Here is a 19428-nt window from a genome sequence, read left to right as displayed (position 1 = left end):
CTTACCGGACAGTTAATAGGTACCAGTTTTAAGTTTATGAGTAGTCCGGTTCAAATTTCTTTTCAAAATGTTATCCGTATCGACAGGTTATTAGACCGCCCGGTCTATCTTCAAATTGCCCATCAAATGATTAATGCGATACAAAGAGGAGTGCTTTTAGCTGGAGTTCAGCTGCCTGGCACGCGTAGCCTGGCAGAAGACCTTAAAGTGCATAGAAAAACTATTATTGCCGCATATGATGAACTGGATGCGCAAGGATGGACTGAAATCAGACCGAATAAAGGCACTTTTGTCAGAAATAAGGGGCCGCAGGAAAATATCTCGCTGCAATCTTATGATGAAAAATTTCTGACCAGTTATCCCGCAGAAACAGGTTACCGCTTTAAACAAAGTATTTTGCTGGATGTTTTAACAGTTAGTTCCACAGCAGGACTGGAATTTAACGATGGTTTGCCTGATATCAGGCTGCTTCCATTAGAAAGGTTATCTAAAGTTTACGGTGGGATTTTGAAAAGTAAAACCAATTACAAACACTTTGGTTATTCACACGTGGAAGGAAATGAATATTTCAGAGAAACACTGGCATCTTATCTGAACAATACCAGGGGACTGCATATCAATAAGAATAATATCCTGACTACCCGGGGAATTCATATGAGTATATATATGGCGTCCAGTATGCTGATTGAACCCGGAGACCTGGTGATTGTTGGTGATTTAAGTTATTACCTGGCGAATATGTGTTTCCAGCAGTCCGGAGGCAGGATTATCTCTGTTCCTGTGGATGCAGATGGGATATCTGTAGCTGCAATCCGGGAATTATGCAAAACAAAAAAGATAAGGATGTTATACCTTACACCACATCACCATTACCCAACCACCGTTACCCTGAGTGCTGAGCGCAGAGTAGAATTGTTACAGCTTGCCGTTACCTATGGCTTTATTATTCTGGAAGACGACTATGATTACGATTTCCATTATAACGGAAATTCGGTGCTGCCTTTAGCGAGTGCAGACACCAATGGAATGGTGGTTTACATTGGTTCATTTTGTAAATCACTGGCACCTGGTTTTCGTTCGGGCTACCTGATTGCTCCCGAAAATCTGATCCGGGAAATGGCAAAATTCCGTAGGCTTGTAGACCGGCAGGGAGATATGCTGATGGAGCAGGCGCTTGCCGAATTGCTTGAAGAAAAAGAGATTCAGCGGCATCTCAAAAAGGCGGTAAAAATTTACCAGGAACGCAGGGATATTTTTGTGAATTTACTCCGCGAACAGCTAGGAGAGGAGCTGAGTTTTTCTTCGCCACCTGGCGGATTATCTGTCTGGACAAAATGGAATCCCCAGCTGAATCTAATGCGGATCAGTAAAAATTGTTTGAAGAGAAACCTTCATCTTCCTCAGGAGCTGCTGTACCAGACAGACAGTTTTACAGCAATGAGATTAGGATTCGGAAATTTGACTACAGTTGAACTTGAAGAGGCTGTAGGTATCTTAACACAGGCTGTTAAAGAAAGTTAAAAATAATAATAATTAATGTTATCATTTGATATTATTAGTTTCATAATAAATTGTTAATCAGTGTTTTTATTTTATTTATATACTTTTTATATTCAGTTGAGAAGATAAGTATTTTTATTATTGCTTTTTCATCATTTGCCGGAATTAAAAATGTGAATACTTGTTAAATATCTCTTGCAGTTTCTTATTTTCTGTAGAAAAATGGTCTTTGTATTTTGGGACATATGACCCATCTGAGCAAAGAAAAAGTATGTAAATTGTTTGAGTAATACTGAAACTAGAACTCAGCAATGAAGAAGATAAAAATTATTGAAGCCGGTAATGAATCAGGCTTGGGAGGTGCAGCGTACACCATTCAGTTAATCAGTAAATTTCTGAACAAGGACAATTTTGAGGTCACGGTTGCTGGCGTAAAAGAAGGGGTGGACTGATGCAGGATTTGGGTATCAATGTTGTGAATTTAAATGGAGATCTGAATAAGCTTGCTCCACTCCTCCGGGAAACTGATGTGTTTCACTGGCACGGCGATGGTTCTCTGGATCCGGAACTGTTTGCTATCGTAAAAGCGAACAAACCAAGGCTTGTCCTGATGACCAATATCTTTGGATTATATAATCATTCCGGATACTATGAGCTCGTTGATTATGATCTGTATATATCAAAATCGATTTTAGCCCGCAGGATGCTTGCTGATCGTGATCTGGAAGATGATTTCGCCGCTAAAAGAAAAGTATTGTCTTACCCTGTTGATGTTAAACATATCAATAGTCTTTTGCCAGCAGATTATCTCTTGAAAACATTTAAACAGCAGTATAATCTTCAAAATTCCTTCATTATAGGGAGCGGAGGCAGTTCAGTTAACGCTAATTTTGATCTGATTACATTAGATGCATTTGCGGAGTTTGCAAAAAGAGTAAACCATGCAAAATTTCTGTTAGCCGGGGTTACACCAGAAATTATTAAACATGCAAAGCATCTGAATATCATGGACAAGCTGGTCATTTTTGATGCCACATTGGATTTGCAGCAACTATTGATGTATTACAGTGCTATGGATATATTCCTGACTGCAAGTAAAATAAGTGAAAGCTTCGAAATAGCTATTGCAGAAGCTATGGCTGTTGGTATTCCCGTTGTTGCTGTCAATACCCCGGGCCGGGATAATGGACCAATTGAGCTGGTTGACAATGGACAGACGGGGTTTATTGTAGCGCATGATCAGGAAAAAATTGCTGATGTGCTTGTTTTCTTATATGAAGATGAAAAAATAAGAGAAATACTATCCGAATCCTCAAAACGTAAGGTGGCAAAAGAATACAAAGCGGATAAAGTTGTCAAAAGCCTGGAAAACCTGATATGCAGCCATCTCTACAGCTCTATTGAGATCAATGCCAGGTCGCTGGTTAAAAATTACACCCCTGAAATTATAAATGATTATATAAATAGATGTTCTGACCTGTGGGAGCCGGAAATCAAACCTCACCCGGTAAATTTATAAGATCTCAATTCCTCTTTCTTCCAGTTCATCAAAGATGACCGAATTAATCGTGCTCCTTGTATTTTCAGCCATAGAGATGTCTTTACACCAAAAATAGATCTTAATTGTACTGCTCGTCTTATTTTTCGGAACGATGATCACCTTTGGCTCTTTCGCTGTGAAAATGTTGTCACTTGAAGCGATAGTTTCCTTGATCAGCTCTGTAACTTCTTCCCTGTGGAAAGGATTTGCTACTGAAAACTCGATGACCACACGCATCTGGTTATTCGTCAGTGTCCAGTTGATAATATTATTAGATAAAATAGCTCCGTTCGGAATGATAATTTCAGCACCATCATCTGTCAATAAAGTACTCGCACGGATTCCGATCTCTTTAACTCTTCCTTTTTTATCACTGATCTCCACCACATCACCAATACGAACCGTTTTATCAAAGATCAGAATGATACCTGAAACGAAATTACTGACTATATTCTGAAGCCCTAAGCCGATACCTACGCCCAAAGCGCCCAGTACTACGGTAATCTTATCAATTGGTAATCCTGAAGCCGCTACGGCCAGTAAAAAGCCACCTATAAGCAACACCAGTTTGGTTACTATCAATTTAGAACGTTCTCCTTTATTATCATCCAGCGAATCATCACCAGTATCCCCAAAAAAGTAGGCAATATATTTTTGAAGAAAATTAGCTACCCAGATGATCATCAGAAATAACACAATCCCCCAAAAAGTAAAGACAAGGGTTCCAATTTTGCGTTTTTCGGTTAATATTGCTACTAAAGTGGTATATAATCCGTCAAATATGTTCAGATTAACCAGCAATAACGTCAGCCAGATTAAAAATACCCCGATACCTAATAATCCACGCAGACTTTTGACAACAGGTTCCCAATCGAAGTGTTCAGGATAATTTTTCCTGACCCTGCTGGTTTTAATCTGTAATAAAAAGGCCTCAGTGATTACCCCTGCAAGGATAATCAAGGATATTGCATGTAATAATGAACTTACAGCGCTACTATAGAAAATCTGGGTTAAAGTAAAACGGCCAAATAAATTACAGATGATCGCCAGGAAATTAAAAATGATATAAAGGATAGCAACACTCTTTAACAACCTGTATTTTACCGCTTTCTCTTTTAAAATTTTATAGCTATACAAGCCAAATACCAGGGAGGCGATACCGAATATCAATAATAACCAGCGTTGATAACGTGCAGGCATGCCTAATGAACGCAGAATAACCGGGAAGATCAGCAGTATGACAAAAATACACCACTTATAAAAAACTTCTCTCGGGAGTCTTTTGAAAAGTAAGGCAGTAATGCTTAAGGCCAGTAAAACATGAATAAATTCTATGTACAGCGCTGGAGCCAGTAAGTCAAAAACAGGCGCCAGTGTGAGTATGAAGATCAGCGTGATCAGGAAAGGTTTTTGCCTGATAAATGTGAAATTCAGATCTTTAACAGCATCTAATTTGTCTCTTTGCTTTAAACTCTTGAAGTTGAAATATATCCAAAAGAAAAAAGCAGCCCCAATCACAAGTAATAAAACTCTGCTGCCCCGGGTATACTCAAAATAATAGCCGGAAATTTGCTTTTCACTTTCTATGAACCGCTGAAAATCTACACGTTTGTTCGCTTTTTTGTCTACAGATTCCCATAAGTACCGTCTTTCCTTACTAAAAGCCTTGATACTCACAGAAGATAACTGGTTATCTGCTGTGTATTTTAATTCCCTGACTGTGATGATATTAGCAGAAGTTCGTGCCTGGAGATTATTGATTAAGCTGGTATTAGACTTGATCAGGCTATCCATCACAATACGTTTTTTACCCAGCTCTGCAAATTCAGCTTTAAACATCCGCTTTAAAGAATCTGTCCTGAAGATTTTCATCAGTACGGTATCCTTACGCAGTGTAAGAATCTGGGTTTTAAGTCCGTTTAATTCTTTTTCATAACGCTGGAGATCATCCATACAACCCAGATTGTTAGTTTCCAGTTCATCCAGTAAGGTTTGATACATTTGGAGGTTCTGCACATTCAGTGTCCGGTCACTTTGTGACAAACGCTTTTTCATCAGGCCGATTGCTGCCTCGTCCTGCGTTAAATGCATGGCGATAGGCTTCAGTAAATAAAAAGAAGAAGTAGTGACCTGTACCTGGTTGATGGTTTCAAACACTTTACCTAACCTGAGCAAATAATCGCTCTTGTTCAGTACCGTTGAATCGTTCAGGTAAGAAAGATCACTACTCCCTTTAACAGCTTTCTTTTGCTGCGCCAAAAGCCCCGTACTATTCAAAAATAATACGACAAACAGGATCAGCAATCCCGGGCGCTGAGCAATTGAAAAATGACTGTTGAACTTCATGTATACCTCTTGGGCCTTAAATTGTTTTTTCGTAAATCCTGTATTTTTTATACGGATCTCCTTTAATTGCACGGATTGCATTATTCACTAAATCATTGTGCTCCAGTGTCCATGATGCCTCTGCATACTTTAATCCTTTAGCTTTATAAGCTTTAATAATATTGCCATATAAACAAGCTTCAATTCCCATTTTACGGTAACCTTCCACTACACCCAGCAATAAGATCCTGATTCCGGATACCTTTTTCTTGTTCAGCAGCAGTTTAAATATACCAGTAGGGAATAACCTTCCTCTTTTAATTTTGATCAGGATTTCATTGATATCCGGAATAGCTACGCCAAAACCTACAATCTTTCCTTCCTGTTCAGCAACCAGGCAAAAATCCGGATCTAAAATCAGCTTAAGATCTTTGGCCTGGTAATCATATTCTTCGTCATTCAACGGCACAAAACCCATGTTTTTGTCCCATGCTTTATTGTATACTTCGCGAAGGTTTTCTGCTTCCTCCTTAAATTTTTTCATGTTAATTTTACGGATAGTAATATTGCTTCGTAATAAACGGGACTGCAATTTATCCATTAATTGTACAGAACGGTCATCATAAGCATCCCCATCCCACTTCCAGGCAATCAGATCTACCTGTTTTGCAAGTCCATTTTGTTCCAGCAGTGCAGGATAATAAGAAGCATTATAAGGCATCATCACTACCGGACGGGAATCAAAACCCTGGATAAGTAAACCACAAGGTTCGTTCGTAGAAAAATTGACAGGGCCAACCATTTTAGTCAGACCTTTTGCTTTTAACCATTTTTCAGCTTCCTGAAATAATAAAGACGCACTCTCTGCATCATTGATACAATCGAAAAAACCAAAGAAACCATCATTGGAATTATTTGCAATATTGTGGTTATTATTCTGGATTGCGGCAATACGACCAGTAACCTGATCTCCATCATACAATAAAAAAGTTTGTAGCGAAGAATGCTTATGAAAAGGGTGTGTAGTTAACAAATCTTTTTGAGCAATAAACAATTCCGGAACATAATACGGATCATTTTTATAAAGCTCATGAGGAAAATCAATAAATGTTTTAAGTTCTTTCTTTGATTTTACCGCAATTATTTTTTTCATATGAATAATTTGATTGGAGAGGTGGATACCTGTTTGTAAGCCGATTTTATATTTCGGTCTTCAAATATATTCAAATGCATAATAGCTTGTATGATTCGTTGGTATTTTGCCTGCATCATTCTCCCCAGGCAGTTAACATGATGGCCCTTGAGCCCCCGTAATTACGGTGTTCACACAGGTAAATTCCCTGCCATGTACCCAGCGCTAAACGACCATTACGAATTGGAATCATCAAAGAGGTATCCAGCAAAGCTGTTTTCAGGTGAGCTGGCATATCATCCGAACCCTCCTCGTCATGCAGATAATCAGGATCATTCTCCGGAACCGCTTTATTGAAAAATATTTCGAAATCATGGCGGACCGTAGGGTCAGCATTTTCATTAATGGTCAGCGAAGCAGAAGTGTGTTGAATAAAAACCTGGCAAATGCCCGTTTTTAGTGTAGTTATTTCTGGAAATGCCTGAAGAATATCAGAAGTAATCAGGTGAAAACCTCTTTTTCTTTCTCTGAGAAGGATAGCATGCTGATAAAATTTCATTTTCGTTATTTAGGGGTCTGCCATCATCAACGATATTTCCTGTATAATAATATAGCTGACTAATAAAAAAGACGGACACCCAAATGGATGTCCGCCTTCAAATTTGATAAGATTAGTGCCTGCTAATAATTTATCGTATAACTTACATTGTAAGTACGGCCTCTGCCTAAGTAATAATAAGTTTGAGGAACTCCCAGCGTGCTGTAAAGAACCTGAGCACGTTTGCTCCAGATAGTTTGATACTCTTTATTTAATAAGTTTTGTACACCAAATGATAACGTTCCAAGAGGTAATTTAACATGACCTAACAAATCTACTGTTGTATATCCTTTCAATTCGTTGTTCACATTGTCTTTCAAATCGAAAGAGCGGAAACCCTGTGCTTTGAATCCGATAGACTTATTGCTCCATCCAATAAAAGCAGTTGCTTTTGAAGGACTTGCATTACTGATATCCTGTGATTTCCAGGAATCATCCGCTTTGAACTGAGACTTGATGTATAAACCATTTCCACCAATTTCAAAGCCACCAGGTAAAGTAGCTGAAATAGAAGCTTCAGCACCGAAATTACGTTGCTTGCGATCAATTACTTCAACGGCAAAGTTAGCTGTATTTGTTTTCATGTCTTTATCAGACCATGAATAAAAAGCAGCAACCTGTGCATTCAGTACCTGACCACGGTGACGCCATCCTGTTTCTAACTGGTTGGTTTTTAATCCTGTGAGCGGAGAAGTAGTTACGCTGCTTCCTTTCACTAAATCCCAGTTTGCACCATTCAGCGCATAAGTACCCTGGCCATAATATTTAGCCGGATCAGCCAGGTTAAAACCTTGTGCAAAGTTAACCCAAACCTGCTCAGGCGCAGAGATTTTGTATACTAAACCACCATTTAACAAGTTCACGTCATAGTTACTTTTACCACCAGCAATAGTAGCAGCTGTTTTACCTAAACCAAAAATAATAGGCACCTGCGCATTAATTCCAACGAAATCAGCTACTTTTACATACATCCTTTGTTGTCTCACACCACCTGATAAACTCAGTTTGCCTGTTACATTCCATTGTGCCTGCATAAAACCAGAAAGACTATTGATATCAACACCAGGATAACGGCGTACCGTTGCAATTCCATTGTTAATCATTCCACCGCTTGAAGCCGCAACTGCTCTGTCAAATACAGTTTGATTGCCAATAAAGTTTTCATTATCACCGTCAACACCATAAGTTAAATTGAAAGCTGACCATTGTTTAGCCAATACTAATTTCACTGCACTATACCTGGTCGTTTGAACCGTAGATCCTGAGTAAATAAGACGGCCGCCTGGTATTGCCGGATTAATTACCTGACCAGGAAAAGGGTGAAAGCTGAATTTTTCATTTCTGCTTGATCCCTGAATATATAAATCCTGACCACCTAAAATATCAGCAGCATGGTAATCAACGTTGACCGAAGCACGTGATGTTTGTGGTTTTACAGACGATGAAAAACCATTTCTCATTTCTAAAAGTTCAGGTTTAGCTAGTAAACCTGCATAATTGGCACCCAGAAAAAGATCTCTATTACCAACATAACCAGAATTGTAATACTGAGCGTTTACTTTTAAAGTTTGTTTAGCAGTCAACTTGAATTCTGTATTCGCAAAAATATCAAAAGACTGGTTGTACTGTAAATCCGTTTGTGTAATGTCCGTGAAAATCTGTTTATTATTCGCATCAAAGGCAGCATTGTTTTTCTGATAAGCAATGCCTATTCTTCCTTTAAAGTTATCACTGCCACCCGAAACAGACTGCGCAAAACGCACGTCATGATCTGCATTTTGTTTTAAACCACTGCGGATACCAGCTTCGGTTGTAAAAGCAGGAGGTCCGGCTTGTCCTTTTTTAGTGATAATATTGATAATCCCGCCAGTTGCACCGCCACCATAAATTGAGCTGGCTCCGGAAAGTACTTCAATACGGTCAATATTAAAAGGATCAACCGAATCAAACTGTCTGCTCACCGATCTGGTACTGTTTAAAGAAACCCCGTCAATCATGACCAGTACATTTCTGCCTCTTAAGTTCTGACCGAAGTTGGTACGGCCTTCAGGGCCGGCATCCAAACCAGGAATCAATCTGGCTAAAGCCTCTTTTAAGCTGACGCCACCTTTAATTTGTTCCTGTAAACGCTGATTGTCAATGATCCAGACTGTTCCTGGAATTTCACTAACCTTACTCGGTTTGCGCGAAGAAACCACGACAACTTCGTCCATGGTATTCAAAGGATCCATTGCCATTTCCAATTTCAACTGCTGATCTTTAACTAAAGTAATTTTTCTAACGGTTTGATTATAACCAATATAACTTACCACAAGATGATAAGTACCTGGTTCAAGTTTTAATTCAAAATGTCCTTCCTTGTCAGTACTGGTTTCCAGGTTTTTGCCTTCAATTTTGATATTTGCACCGCTAAGCGGTTCGGTACTATTACTGATAATTCCGCTTACAGTCTGCGCATTGGCGCCAACTGTAAAAGCAATCATCAGTATTAAAATTAAATGTAGATTTTTTCTCATGTGTTTGCGTTTTTGATTTTTACACCGCAAAGCAATGATTTATTTGGATTAATTCCAAATAATGCTTTATTTTTATATTTTTGATCAAATATTAAGAATGAACTTGAAGAAAATAATGCGTCTTGCACACAGATGGTTGGGCTTAACCTCTGGATTAGTGGTGTTTATTGTGAGTATAACAGGTTGTTTGTACGCCTTTCAAGATGAAATAAGAGATGCGACAGAACCCTGGCGTAAAATCGAAGTACAAAATAAGCCAGTACTTTTGCCCTCAAAACTCAGTGCAATCGCAAAAGAAGTTCATCCTGAGCTTCAGACAGGCAGAATCGTTTATGTCAGTAAAGACAGAGCAGCAGTAATTTTCTTAACAGGGAAAGGGCAGTTCTATACCGTTCATATCAATCCATATTCAGGTAGAGTGCTGCATGATCAAAATCTGCGCAAAGATTTTTTCACTATTGTACAGTTTATCCATATCTATCTGCTTTTGCCGGGACCAATCGGGAAAATGGTTGTTGGGGTATCCGTATTTATATTTTTGGTGATGCTGATTACCGGAGTGATCATCTGGTGGCCTAAACGAAAAACACAAGTTAAAAGGTCTTTAACCATTAAATTTAATGGGAGATGGCGTCGCGTAAATTACGATCTTCATAGTGTTTTAGGAATTTATACTTGCGTAATTGCTTTTATTCTTGCTTTTACAGGCTTGTCAATCAGTTACGACTGGTTGAAAACAGGGGTGAAGAATACCGTTAATTTAGGCAGTACTTATGCTTTGGAGGAAAAAATTCCGGTAGTTAAGCCGGTTAAACTACTCGATTCAAACCAGCTTCTGGATGTTACCTTTTTGCAAAGTGTAAAAAGATCACCGCATTCAGACATGTTTCTGATTGCTCCACTCGCAAAAGGCTCTGCAGTACTGGACATCACTGTTTATGAGAAAGCACTGTTTTATTATAAAAGTGACCGGTATTACTTCAATGCCAACACTGGTGCTTTAGTTAAAGAACTGGCACACTGTGATAAAAGCAGCGGGCTCAAATTAAATGAAATGTCTTATGATCTGCACACCGGACAAATACTAGGTACAACAGGTAAAATCATTGCCTTTATGTCCAGTTTAATCTGTGCCAGTTTACCCTTAACAGGCTTCCTTTTCTGGAGAGGTAAGCGAAAAGACAAGCGAAAAGCACTCGCAAGTAAAAGTTAAAAATATTTCTTTTTATTTTATCGGTTTAGCAGCGAATCCGCAGCATGGAAGACCTATGTTAAAAAAATATTAGCTTAATTATTAGAAATAATAACATTAAAATATAGCTGTAAATCAGTTAATTGCATTATTATCGGTAATTAGTCTAAATATAATTTGTAATTGTTCTAAATAAAATCTTACTTAGCAGAGAAATTTAAACTGTAATGAAGAAGAGGATTTTTAACCTTGTTTTCGCTCTTATTGGTACCCTTTCCGATAACTTAAATGCGCATCGGACTTCATTTTTGTACAGGATAATAAACACGCTTATTAATAACCCTATTATACATAAAACCGTGAATAACTAAGACCGATATGCTATCAATCAACCTACAAGAAGAACAGTTAACTACATTATTTGAAAATCATCCTCAAAAGGATATTTTCCATCACGACAATCAAGATGAATATTTAGATGCCATTGGCAAAGTAAGCCTTGCTGTAAAACGCTTTCTGGATAATAATAAAAAACCATTCAGTGGGGTGACCCCGGCAGAATTACGGCCATTATTTGCAAAAGTGGATTTTGATAAGCCCTTACCAGACTATGATAGCCTTTTGGATGAGGTAGAGAATTTATACACCAACCACGCTGTAGCCTTTCATCATCCGGAATATATTGCGCATTTAAATTGCCCGCTGGTTATTCCTGCAATTGCGGCAGAAGTTATGATCTCTTCTATCAATTCCTCATTAGATACCTGGGATCAGAGTGCTGGCGGAACTTTAATGGAGCAAAAACTGATTGAATGGACTTGTAAGGAAATTGGTTTCGGCGAACTGTCGGATGGGATTTTTACCAGTGGTGGTACTCAAAGTAACCTGATGGGCCTGCTGCTGGCCAGGGATCATTATGCCTTTAAACTTCTGAACCACAATATTAAACAAGACGGTTTGCCAGCTGAAGCTTCACGTTTCAGAATATTTGTTTCAGAGATGGCCCACTTCAGCATCCAGAAAAATGCTTCTTTATTGGGATTGGGTGAAAAAGCCGTTGTAAAAATTAAAACTGACCGTAGCTTCAGAATGAACTCTGTGCTGCTGGAAGACGCAATTCAACAGGAAATTGCATTGGGGAATATTCCGATTGCGATTGTAGGTACCGCAGGAACGACCGATTTCGGGAATATTGATCCTTTGCAAGAAATAGGCCGTTTAAGCACTAAATATGACTTATGGTTCCATGTAGATGCTGCCTATGGCTGTGGTTTACTGTTAGCCAGTAAATCCCGCAAGCTGATCAATGGAATCGAACTGGCACATTCAGTAACAGTAGATTATCACAAATCATTCTTTCAGCCTGTAAGCAGCGGGGCATTTTTGATTAAAGACAAGAAATTTTTCGGTCTGATCACCCACCATGCAGATTATCTGAACCCTAAAGATCATGACCATGATGGTTTACCCAATCAGGTCAATAAATCTATTCAGACTACCCGCCGTTTTGATGCTTTAAAACTTTGGTTTACACTGAGAATGATGGGGAAAGAAAAACTGGGCGGTTACTTTGAGACGATCATTCATACCGCTGCTCAAATTGCTGCTATGCTGCAGGCAGATCCGTCATTTGAACTGATGAATGAATCTGATATCAGTGCACTGGTTTTCCGTTACAACCCCAGGGACGGACAAGCAGATCTTTGCGCAATGAACCAGTTTATCAAAAAAAGTATGTTCAACGGCGGAGAAGCGCTCGTTGCAGGCACTAAAATCAATAAACAATTCTATCTCAAATTTACATTACTTAACCCGCTCACTACAATTGACCACGTTAAAAACATCTTCAACATCATCAAACAACATGGAAACGAATACCTACAGTTTAATAAAACTACAACAGAATTCTGGAGAAATTAATTTCAATTCGCTTTTAAACAGCTATTGCAGGGAGTTTAGTAATTGGAGCCGTTACCAGGGAATTCCCAGATATGATCAGCCCCTGGCTGACTATCTGAAACTGACAGGACATCAATTGCACTTACGTTTCGATTTTTCTGAGTTTGGATTTGAAGTATTTGCCCCTTTGAAACACTATGCAGAAAGCGGAAGACATGTATTTCACTTTCCTGTGATCTCCCGTGAGCTGGCTACCGATGAAATCAAACCTGTAGATGCCTTGCGCTTTATGGAACTGGTTATCTTATTCGCAAGTGCAGAGTTTCCGGAAATCAATGCTGAGCTGGTGAAATCCCGCTTATTAAACAGTATAGAGAACTTAACGAAGTACCAGGAATATTTCAACCGTACCGGGAAACTGGTCAACAGGGTAAAAATGAACTTTATTGAAACAGAGCAATCCTTAGCACTCGGACATAACTCACATCCGCTTACCAAAGGCAGAATGGGTTTTAAAAACGAGCAGGAGTTATTGAAATACTCGCCTGAAACTGCTGGTGAATTCCAGTTAGCTTATTTTTTGATAGCTCCCGGTCAGGTGACAGAGAAAAATGCAGAAGGATTTGATATTACTGATACTTTTAAGACAGAATTATTAAATGCAGTTCCGGCAGATCATCAGGTAAAGTCATTGATCGCTCAGCACCCGGACTGGAAAGTATTGCCAATGCATCCCTGGGAGGCGGCATATCTGCTAACCCAATCCGAAGTCAAAGCAATGGAAAAAGAGGGCTTGTTATATAGCCTCGGTAGCTGGGGTGCTCTATATACACCAACTTCTTCTGTGCGCACAGTCTATAACCGCGAAAGTGACTGGATGTATAAATTCTCACTGCATGTGAAAATTACCAATTCTGAGCGTGTAAACTTAACCCGGGAACTGCACCGCGGATATGATGTAAGCCGTTTATTAAAAACAGAGCTGGGTAAAACCTTGAAAAAAGAGTTCCCGGAGATTGAATTTGTAACTGATCCTGCTTTTTTCTCTGTACAATATCAGGGCAAATTTATCGATGGCTTCAACACCAGCATCCGTCACAATGTATTTAAAGGTGAAGCCGGGGATAAAAATGTGACTTTACTGGCTGCATTATGTCAGGATAGTCTATTGGGTGAAAAACCAAGAATAGTAAATGTTATTCAGCATGCAGCAAAGCTTAAAAATAAACCAGTTGATCAGGTAGCGATCAACTGGTTCAAGCAATATCTGCATATCTGTGCGGGGCCGGTTATCGGGATTCTGAATAAATATGGAATGGCTTTTGAATTTCATCAGCAAAATGTAATGGTGGAGCTGGATAGTCAGGGTTTTCCGGCTAAACTTTATTTCAGAGATAACCAGGGCTTCTTTTTCAGAGCAGGTAAAGCAGCAGAATTATTAAGTTATCTGCCGGATTTAGCTCAGGAAAGCGGATCTATTGTACCAGAAGCTTTAATCTTTCCAAAATTAACATATTACCTGCTGATTAATAATCTGCTGGGTATCGTGAATGCGCTGGGTTGTAACGATCTGGCAGATGAAAGAACACTGATTGACTTGATTTATCTTGAATTCAAGCAATTTGAAGAATCAGATACCACTGGTTTTGTTGATTATGTGATTAACAGCAGAAGCTGGGAAGTGAAAGGTAACCTGCTGACCAATCTGATTAATATAGATGAAGCGAGTGCCCCGATTGATAATCCGGCTATTTACAGAGCCTATCCTAATCCATTGAACAAGTATTTTTTCTGTGATAACCTGATCAAACCGAAAATTGATGAGGTCATTTACAGCAGATATTTCCCTAAGGAAGACATCACCATCTCGCTGCGTTCGTTTGACATAGACAGAGATCTGGAGATGGTGCATGACTGGTTTAACCAGGAACATGCCAAACCAATCTGGAAAATGGACGGGCCAATCAAGGATCTGGAAACTTTTTACCGCACCTTGCTCCCAAGTGATCATTCCCATAGCATAATCGGAGAAATTAATGGCGAACCAACTTTCACCATCGAACCTTACTGGCCAATGCGTGATACCGTAGGGGCTTATTATGAAGCTTTGGCTACAGATTATGGAGCACATCTATTAATTGCGCCGACCGATAAGAATAAAAAATACAGTTTCTGTATCGGACAGATGATCATGGACCTGGTATTTATGAATCCGGTTGTCGGAAAATGTATTGGTGAGGCGGCTGTGGAGTCCAGGGCCATGCACATTTTTGTAACCAGGTTAGGTTTCAAATTCCAGCGTATTATAAAGATGCCCACTAAAGATGCAAACTTAACTTTTTGCTATCGCGAGTGGTATTGGGAAAAATTCCCGGAAAGTAAAGATGTAGCGTTAACAGGCCATATGGCCGGAGTATAAATTCTGAGCATAATGAAAACACAAAAGATTTACGATATCGCAGGTATTGGTATCGGGCCCTTTAACCTGGGAATGGCTGCACTGGCCGCCCCTTTAGAAGATTTGTCGGTTATATTTTTCGACCAGGCAGCGGTTTTTAACTGGCATCCTGGAATGATGTTGAATGATGCTACCCTTCAGGTCCCATTTATGGCCGACCTGGTGACTTTGGCAGATCCAACAAGTCCTTACAGCTTCCTGAATTTTATCAAACAAACTGATCGTTTGTATAAATTCTATATCCGCGAAGATTTCTATATCCTGCGTAAGGAATATAACGCCTATTGCAAATGGGTTATCGCACAATTGCCTTCCTGTCAGTTCAACCAGAAAGTATTGAGTACTGATTATGACGAGTCAGAGCAGCTGTATAAACTGATTGTAGAAGATCAGCTTAGTTTAGAAAAACATATTTTTTATACACGTAAACTGGTTTTAGGTACAGGAACAATCCCAAAAATGCCTGACTTTGCAGCACAGGGTAAACAGGCCAATGTGATTCATACTTCTGCCTACCTGGATAAAAAAAGTGACCTGCTGAAGCAGCAAAGCGTAAGTATTATTGGTTCAGGACAGAGTGCTGCAGAGATTTTCTATGATCTTTTACCTGAAACAGAAAATGGATTAAAACTGAAATGGTTTACCCGTCCGGATCGCTTTTTCCCGATGGAATATTCCAAACTTACTTTGGAGCTCACTTCACCAGAATATGTAGATCATTTCTATAATCTGCCTGATGGAAAACGCAAACAAGTATTAAGCAAACAAAATTCATTGTTTAAAGGCATAAATTATAGTTTAATCAATCAGATTTTTGATAAACTGTATGAATTAAGTGTGGATGGTGAAAAACCAAACGTGAAACTAAGTCCTAATTGCCAGCTGAATAACATCTCTGCCGCTGAAGATGGCAGTGTGAACTTACATTTTTACCACACAGAAGTAGAAAAAGAATTCGTGGAGCAAACTGATTTTGTCGTACTGGCTACAGGTTATAAATATAAAGAACCCGCATTTTTACAGGGCATTCACCATCGTATTTCCCGGAATGAAGATAATTTATACGGTGTAGGCCGCAATTATGCGATCGATATAAATGGCGATGAAATTTTCGTTCAGAATGCAGAATTGCATACACATGGTTTCGTGACCCCGGATTTAGGGATGGGTGCCTACCGGAATTCTTCTATTATCAATACCGTGTTAGGCAGAGAAGCTTACAAAGTTGAAAAGAAAATTGCCTTTCAGACATTTGGTGTGGAAACGGCCGATGAATCAGAAAACCCACTTAAAGATATTCTTGCAGCAGAAAACGTGGCAGTTTAAGCTTGTCACCAGTTAAAAATACAGACCATGAATTACAATCATTTTGAGCATATTAAACCGCTTAAGAAAGCAGTTTGGGATAAGGTGAATTTAAATTATATCGCCAAAGCCATTGTAGAACTAATGCACGAAAAACTTGCAGTACCTGAAATTACAGGAACTGACGCTGCTGGTTTGACACATTTCCGTTTAAATACAGATCTGGAAAATACCTATTATACTTTTTCTGCAAGTCTCCGTGCTTTGGATTACTGGCACATCCAGAAAGAATCGCTGCGTAAATTTGTCGATGAGGCAACTGTACCTTTAAATAATGCACCTGCATTTTTTACGGAAACACAGCAGACTTTTGGCGTGAAATCATTTACGCTTGCGCATTTCGTAGAAGAGACGCTGAATACCTTATATGCTGACGCTTTTATCCATGAAAAAGGGCGGTTAACCTCAGATCAGCTGGCTGATGCGGACTATCAGACTATTGAAAGTCAAATGGACGGACATCCATGGGCAACAATTAATAAAGGCAGGATTGGATTTAACCACAGCGATCAGGGTAAATATGCACCGGAAGCAGGGCAGTCTACGCAATTAGCCTGGCTGGCCGTTCATAAAAAACGTGCTGACTTTAAAGCTCTGGCATCCATTGATATGGCTGGCTTTTATGAAGATGAATTAGGTGCTGAACAGCTTAACCAGTTTAATGAAATATTAAGCGCTCAGCAGCTAAATCCTTCAGCTTATCTGTTTATTCCTGTTCATGAGTGGCAATGGAACAATAAAATTGTGTTACAACTTGCCCATGATATTGCCAGTCAGTATGTTGTGCCACTGGCATTAGGGGATGACCTGTATAAATGTCAGCAAAGTATCCGTACTTTTTTTAATATCAGTAACCCACGTAAACACTACGTTAAAACTGCAATTTCTATCTTAAATACTTCAATATTCCGGGGTTTGTCTCCTAAAAAACTGGCTATTGCACCCAGAGTTACCCAATGGGCAAAAGATATGCTCGATGGCGATACTTATCTGAAAGAAACTAAAGTAGTTTTATTAGGAGAGGTAGCAACTGCTGCTTATACGCATCCTCAATACAGTGCAATTCCTCAGTCTCCTTATCAATACCAGGAGTTTTTAGGGGTAATCTGGCGTGAAAGTGCGGAAAATTACCTTCAGGAAGGGGAGAAAATTATGACGATGGCAAGTTTGCTGTACGTCGATGATCAGGGGAAAAGCCTGGTCGGGGCAATGATTGAAAAATCGGGTATCACGCCGCAAGAATGGCTTCAGGCTTATTTAAAAGCTTACCTTAAACCTATCTTAAGAATATTTTATCAGCATGCTTTTTTCTTCAGTCCGCATGGGGAAAATACGATCATGGTGATGAAGGATTATATTCCCCAGCGAATCATTATTAAAGATTTTGTAGAAGAGATTGTATTGACAGAAGAATCAAAAGCTAAATTACCCGAAGACCTGGTTAATGTACTGCGGGAAATCGACGATGAATTAGCCCCGCTATTTATTTTGTCAGGAATTTTTGATGCTGTATTCAGGTATTTAAGCAATATTTTCCATTCTTACGTTGGTCTGAATGAGGAAGAATTCTGGAAAAATGTAGCACATACTATTTTGGAATTCCAGGAAGAAAATCCTGAACTGGCTGATAAATTCTCGGAATTTGACTTATTTGTTCCTGAATTTGCAAGAGTTTGCATTAATAGAGTTCGTTTATTGACGCATGGCTATAGTGAAAGTACCGATGTACCGGTTCCCGAAGTAATCGGCACCTTGGTTAATCCTGTTGCATTTGCAATGGAAGCTAAAGAACAGGCTGTATAAGCTTTTACCTTTTCAATAATGCGTATAGTGGCTGTCTGATATTTACAATCGCTATACGCTTTTTGTGTTTAAGATTTTTACCATATTTACCTCCTTAAACTGAATAAGATGCAGCATACAATAAAATGGGGGATGATTGGATGCGGGGACGTAACAGAAGTAAAAAGCGGCCCTGCTTTTAATAAAGTTGCTGATTCTGGTTTAGTCGCTGTCATGAGCAGAAATGCGGAGAAAGCAGCAGATTATGCCAAGAGACATCAAATTCCAAAATGGTATAGCAACGCTCAGGAATTAATTGATGACCCGGAAATTAATGCCGTTTACATAGCGACACCACCATTATCGCACGAAGAATTGACTATTGCAGCCTTAAAAGCAGGAAAACATGTCTACGTGGAGAAGCCAATGGCTGTCCATGCGGCGGCGGGTAAAAAAATGGTTGAAGCCGCTTCATTGTATGGCGGAAAGCTCACCATTGCACATTACCGCAGAGCACAACCAGTCTTTAAAAAAATTAAAGCCTTGCTGGACGAACAAGTAATTGGAACTGTCAAATTTATAAAGCTTGATTATTTACAGCCTTCTCTGACTGCACAGCAACTAGCAGATCCGAAAATTCAATGGCGTATAGATCCTGCAATTGCTGGTGGTGGATTGTTTCATGATATTGCACCTCATCAATTAGACCTGATGTTATATTTTTTCGGGCCAATTGAAAAGGCGATTGGAATTTCCGGTAATCAGGGCGGTTTATATCCGGCAGATGACCTGGTGACAGGGGTGTTGAAATTTAAAAATAACGTGTTTTTTAATGGAACATGGTGCTTTGATATGCCTTCAGACACTCAAAAAGACCTTTGCACAATTACCGGATCAAAAGGTACCCTTTCTTTTGCTGTTTTCGGACCTGGTAAAATAGAGTTAACAGTAAACAGAGAAACAACAATTTTTAATTTCGATGCACTTCAGCATGTCCAGCAACCAATGATTGAGGCTACGGTGCGCTATTTCTTAAATGAATCGGCTAATCCCTGTATTGCAGCAGATGGACTGACCGTGATGGAAATTATTGACCAGTTTTCAAACCATAATGCTTAAAA

Annotated in this window: 13 protein-coding genes; 9 read left to right on the top strand and 4 right to left on the bottom strand. The window is 39.3% G+C overall.

What is annotated here, in order from left to right; translation table 11 throughout:
* Window positions 1–36 precede the first annotated feature (36 nt).
* The 3 genes from AB3G38_RS08040 to AB3G38_RS08030 all read left to right on the top strand — a co-directional run bounded on the left by AB3G38_RS08040 (window position 37) and on the right by AB3G38_RS08030 (window position 3019).
* Entirely contained in the window at window positions 37–1521 is a 1485-nt protein-coding gene (locus tag AB3G38_RS08040) for a PLP-dependent aminotransferase family protein (RefSeq protein ID WP_367867977.1), read from the top strand.
* A gap of 290 nt (window positions 1522–1811) precedes the next feature.
* Window positions 1812–1952, top strand: coding sequence for a hypothetical protein (locus AB3G38_RS08035; RefSeq protein ID WP_367867976.1), 141 nt, complete (start codon window positions 1812–1814; stop codon window positions 1950–1952).
* Window positions 1952–3019: a glycosyltransferase family 4 protein gene (locus AB3G38_RS08030; protein WP_367867975.1), complete on the top strand. Its 1068-nt coding sequence runs from the start codon at window positions 1952–1954 to the stop codon at window positions 3017–3019. Before AB3G38_RS08035 ends, AB3G38_RS08030 begins: the two co-directional genes overlap by 1 nt.
* Here the strand turns inward: AB3G38_RS08030 and AB3G38_RS08025 are convergent.
* The 4 genes from AB3G38_RS08025 to AB3G38_RS08010 form a co-directional block, all read right to left on the bottom strand.
* Window positions 3014–5386, bottom strand: a complete 2373-nt coding sequence (locus tag AB3G38_RS08025; protein ID WP_367867974.1) for a mechanosensitive ion channel family protein — start codon at window positions 5384–5386, stop codon at window positions 3014–3016. The two genes, AB3G38_RS08030 and AB3G38_RS08025, sit on opposite strands and share 6 nt — an antisense overlap.
* A 16-nt stretch (window positions 5387–5402) precedes the next feature.
* Window positions 5403–6518: a GNAT family N-acetyltransferase gene (locus tag AB3G38_RS08020; RefSeq protein WP_367867973.1), complete on the bottom strand. Its 1116-nt coding sequence runs from the start codon at window positions 6516–6518 to the stop codon at window positions 5403–5405.
* Window positions 6519–6633: 115 nt separating this feature from the next.
* Window positions 6634–7056: a secondary thiamine-phosphate synthase enzyme YjbQ gene (locus tag AB3G38_RS08015; RefSeq protein WP_367867972.1), complete on the bottom strand. Its 423-nt coding sequence runs from the start codon at window positions 7054–7056 to the stop codon at window positions 6634–6636.
* 122 nt (window positions 7057–7178) lie between these two features.
* The gene (locus tag AB3G38_RS08010; RefSeq protein WP_367867971.1) at window positions 7179–9611 is read right to left on the bottom strand and encodes a TonB-dependent receptor; all 2433 of its coding nucleotides are present in this window, start codon (window positions 9609–9611) and stop codon (window positions 7179–7181) included.
* A 97-nt stretch (window positions 9612–9708) separates the two neighbouring features.
* Here AB3G38_RS08010 and AB3G38_RS08005 point away from each other — a divergent pair, with 97 nt between their 5' ends.
* From AB3G38_RS08005 to AB3G38_RS07980, 6 genes are all read left to right on the top strand, one after another.
* Entirely contained in the window at window positions 9709–10824 is a 1116-nt protein-coding gene (locus AB3G38_RS08005; protein ID WP_367867970.1) for a PepSY-associated TM helix domain-containing protein, read from the top strand.
* A gap of 357 nt (window positions 10825–11181) precedes the next feature.
* Entirely contained in the window at window positions 11182–12723 is a 1542-nt protein-coding gene (locus tag AB3G38_RS08000; protein WP_367867969.1) for an aspartate aminotransferase family protein, read from the top strand.
* Window positions 12668–15121 carry a GNAT family N-acetyltransferase gene (locus tag AB3G38_RS07995; protein ID WP_367867968.1) on the top strand — a complete coding sequence of 818 codons (2454 nt, stop codon included), beginning with the start codon at window positions 12668–12670 and terminating at the stop codon, window positions 15119–15121. The genes AB3G38_RS08000 and AB3G38_RS07995 overlap by 56 nt, the downstream gene beginning before the upstream one ends.
* A 12-nt stretch (window positions 15122–15133) precedes the next feature.
* Window positions 15134–16486 carry a lysine N(6)-hydroxylase/L-ornithine N(5)-oxygenase family protein gene (locus AB3G38_RS07990; protein WP_367867967.1) on the top strand — a complete coding sequence of 451 codons (1353 nt, stop codon included), beginning with the start codon at window positions 15134–15136 and terminating at the stop codon, window positions 16484–16486.
* Between the two features lie 27 nt (window positions 16487–16513).
* Entirely contained in the window at window positions 16514–18328 is a 1815-nt protein-coding gene (locus AB3G38_RS07985) for an IucA/IucC family siderophore biosynthesis protein (protein WP_367867966.1), read from the top strand.
* Between the two features lie 108 nt (window positions 18329–18436).
* Window positions 18437–19426, top strand: a complete 990-nt coding sequence (locus AB3G38_RS07980; protein WP_367867965.1) for a Gfo/Idh/MocA family protein — start codon at window positions 18437–18439, stop codon at window positions 19424–19426.
* Window positions 19427–19428 lie beyond the last annotated feature (2 nt).

Source organism: Pedobacter sp. WC2423, from assembly GCF_040822065.1.
Classification (GTDB): domain Bacteria; phylum Bacteroidota; class Bacteroidia; order Sphingobacteriales; family Sphingobacteriaceae; genus Pedobacter.
The sequence above is the reverse complement of the archived record's forward strand: the minus strand, read 5'-3'. Positions and strand labels throughout refer to the sequence as shown.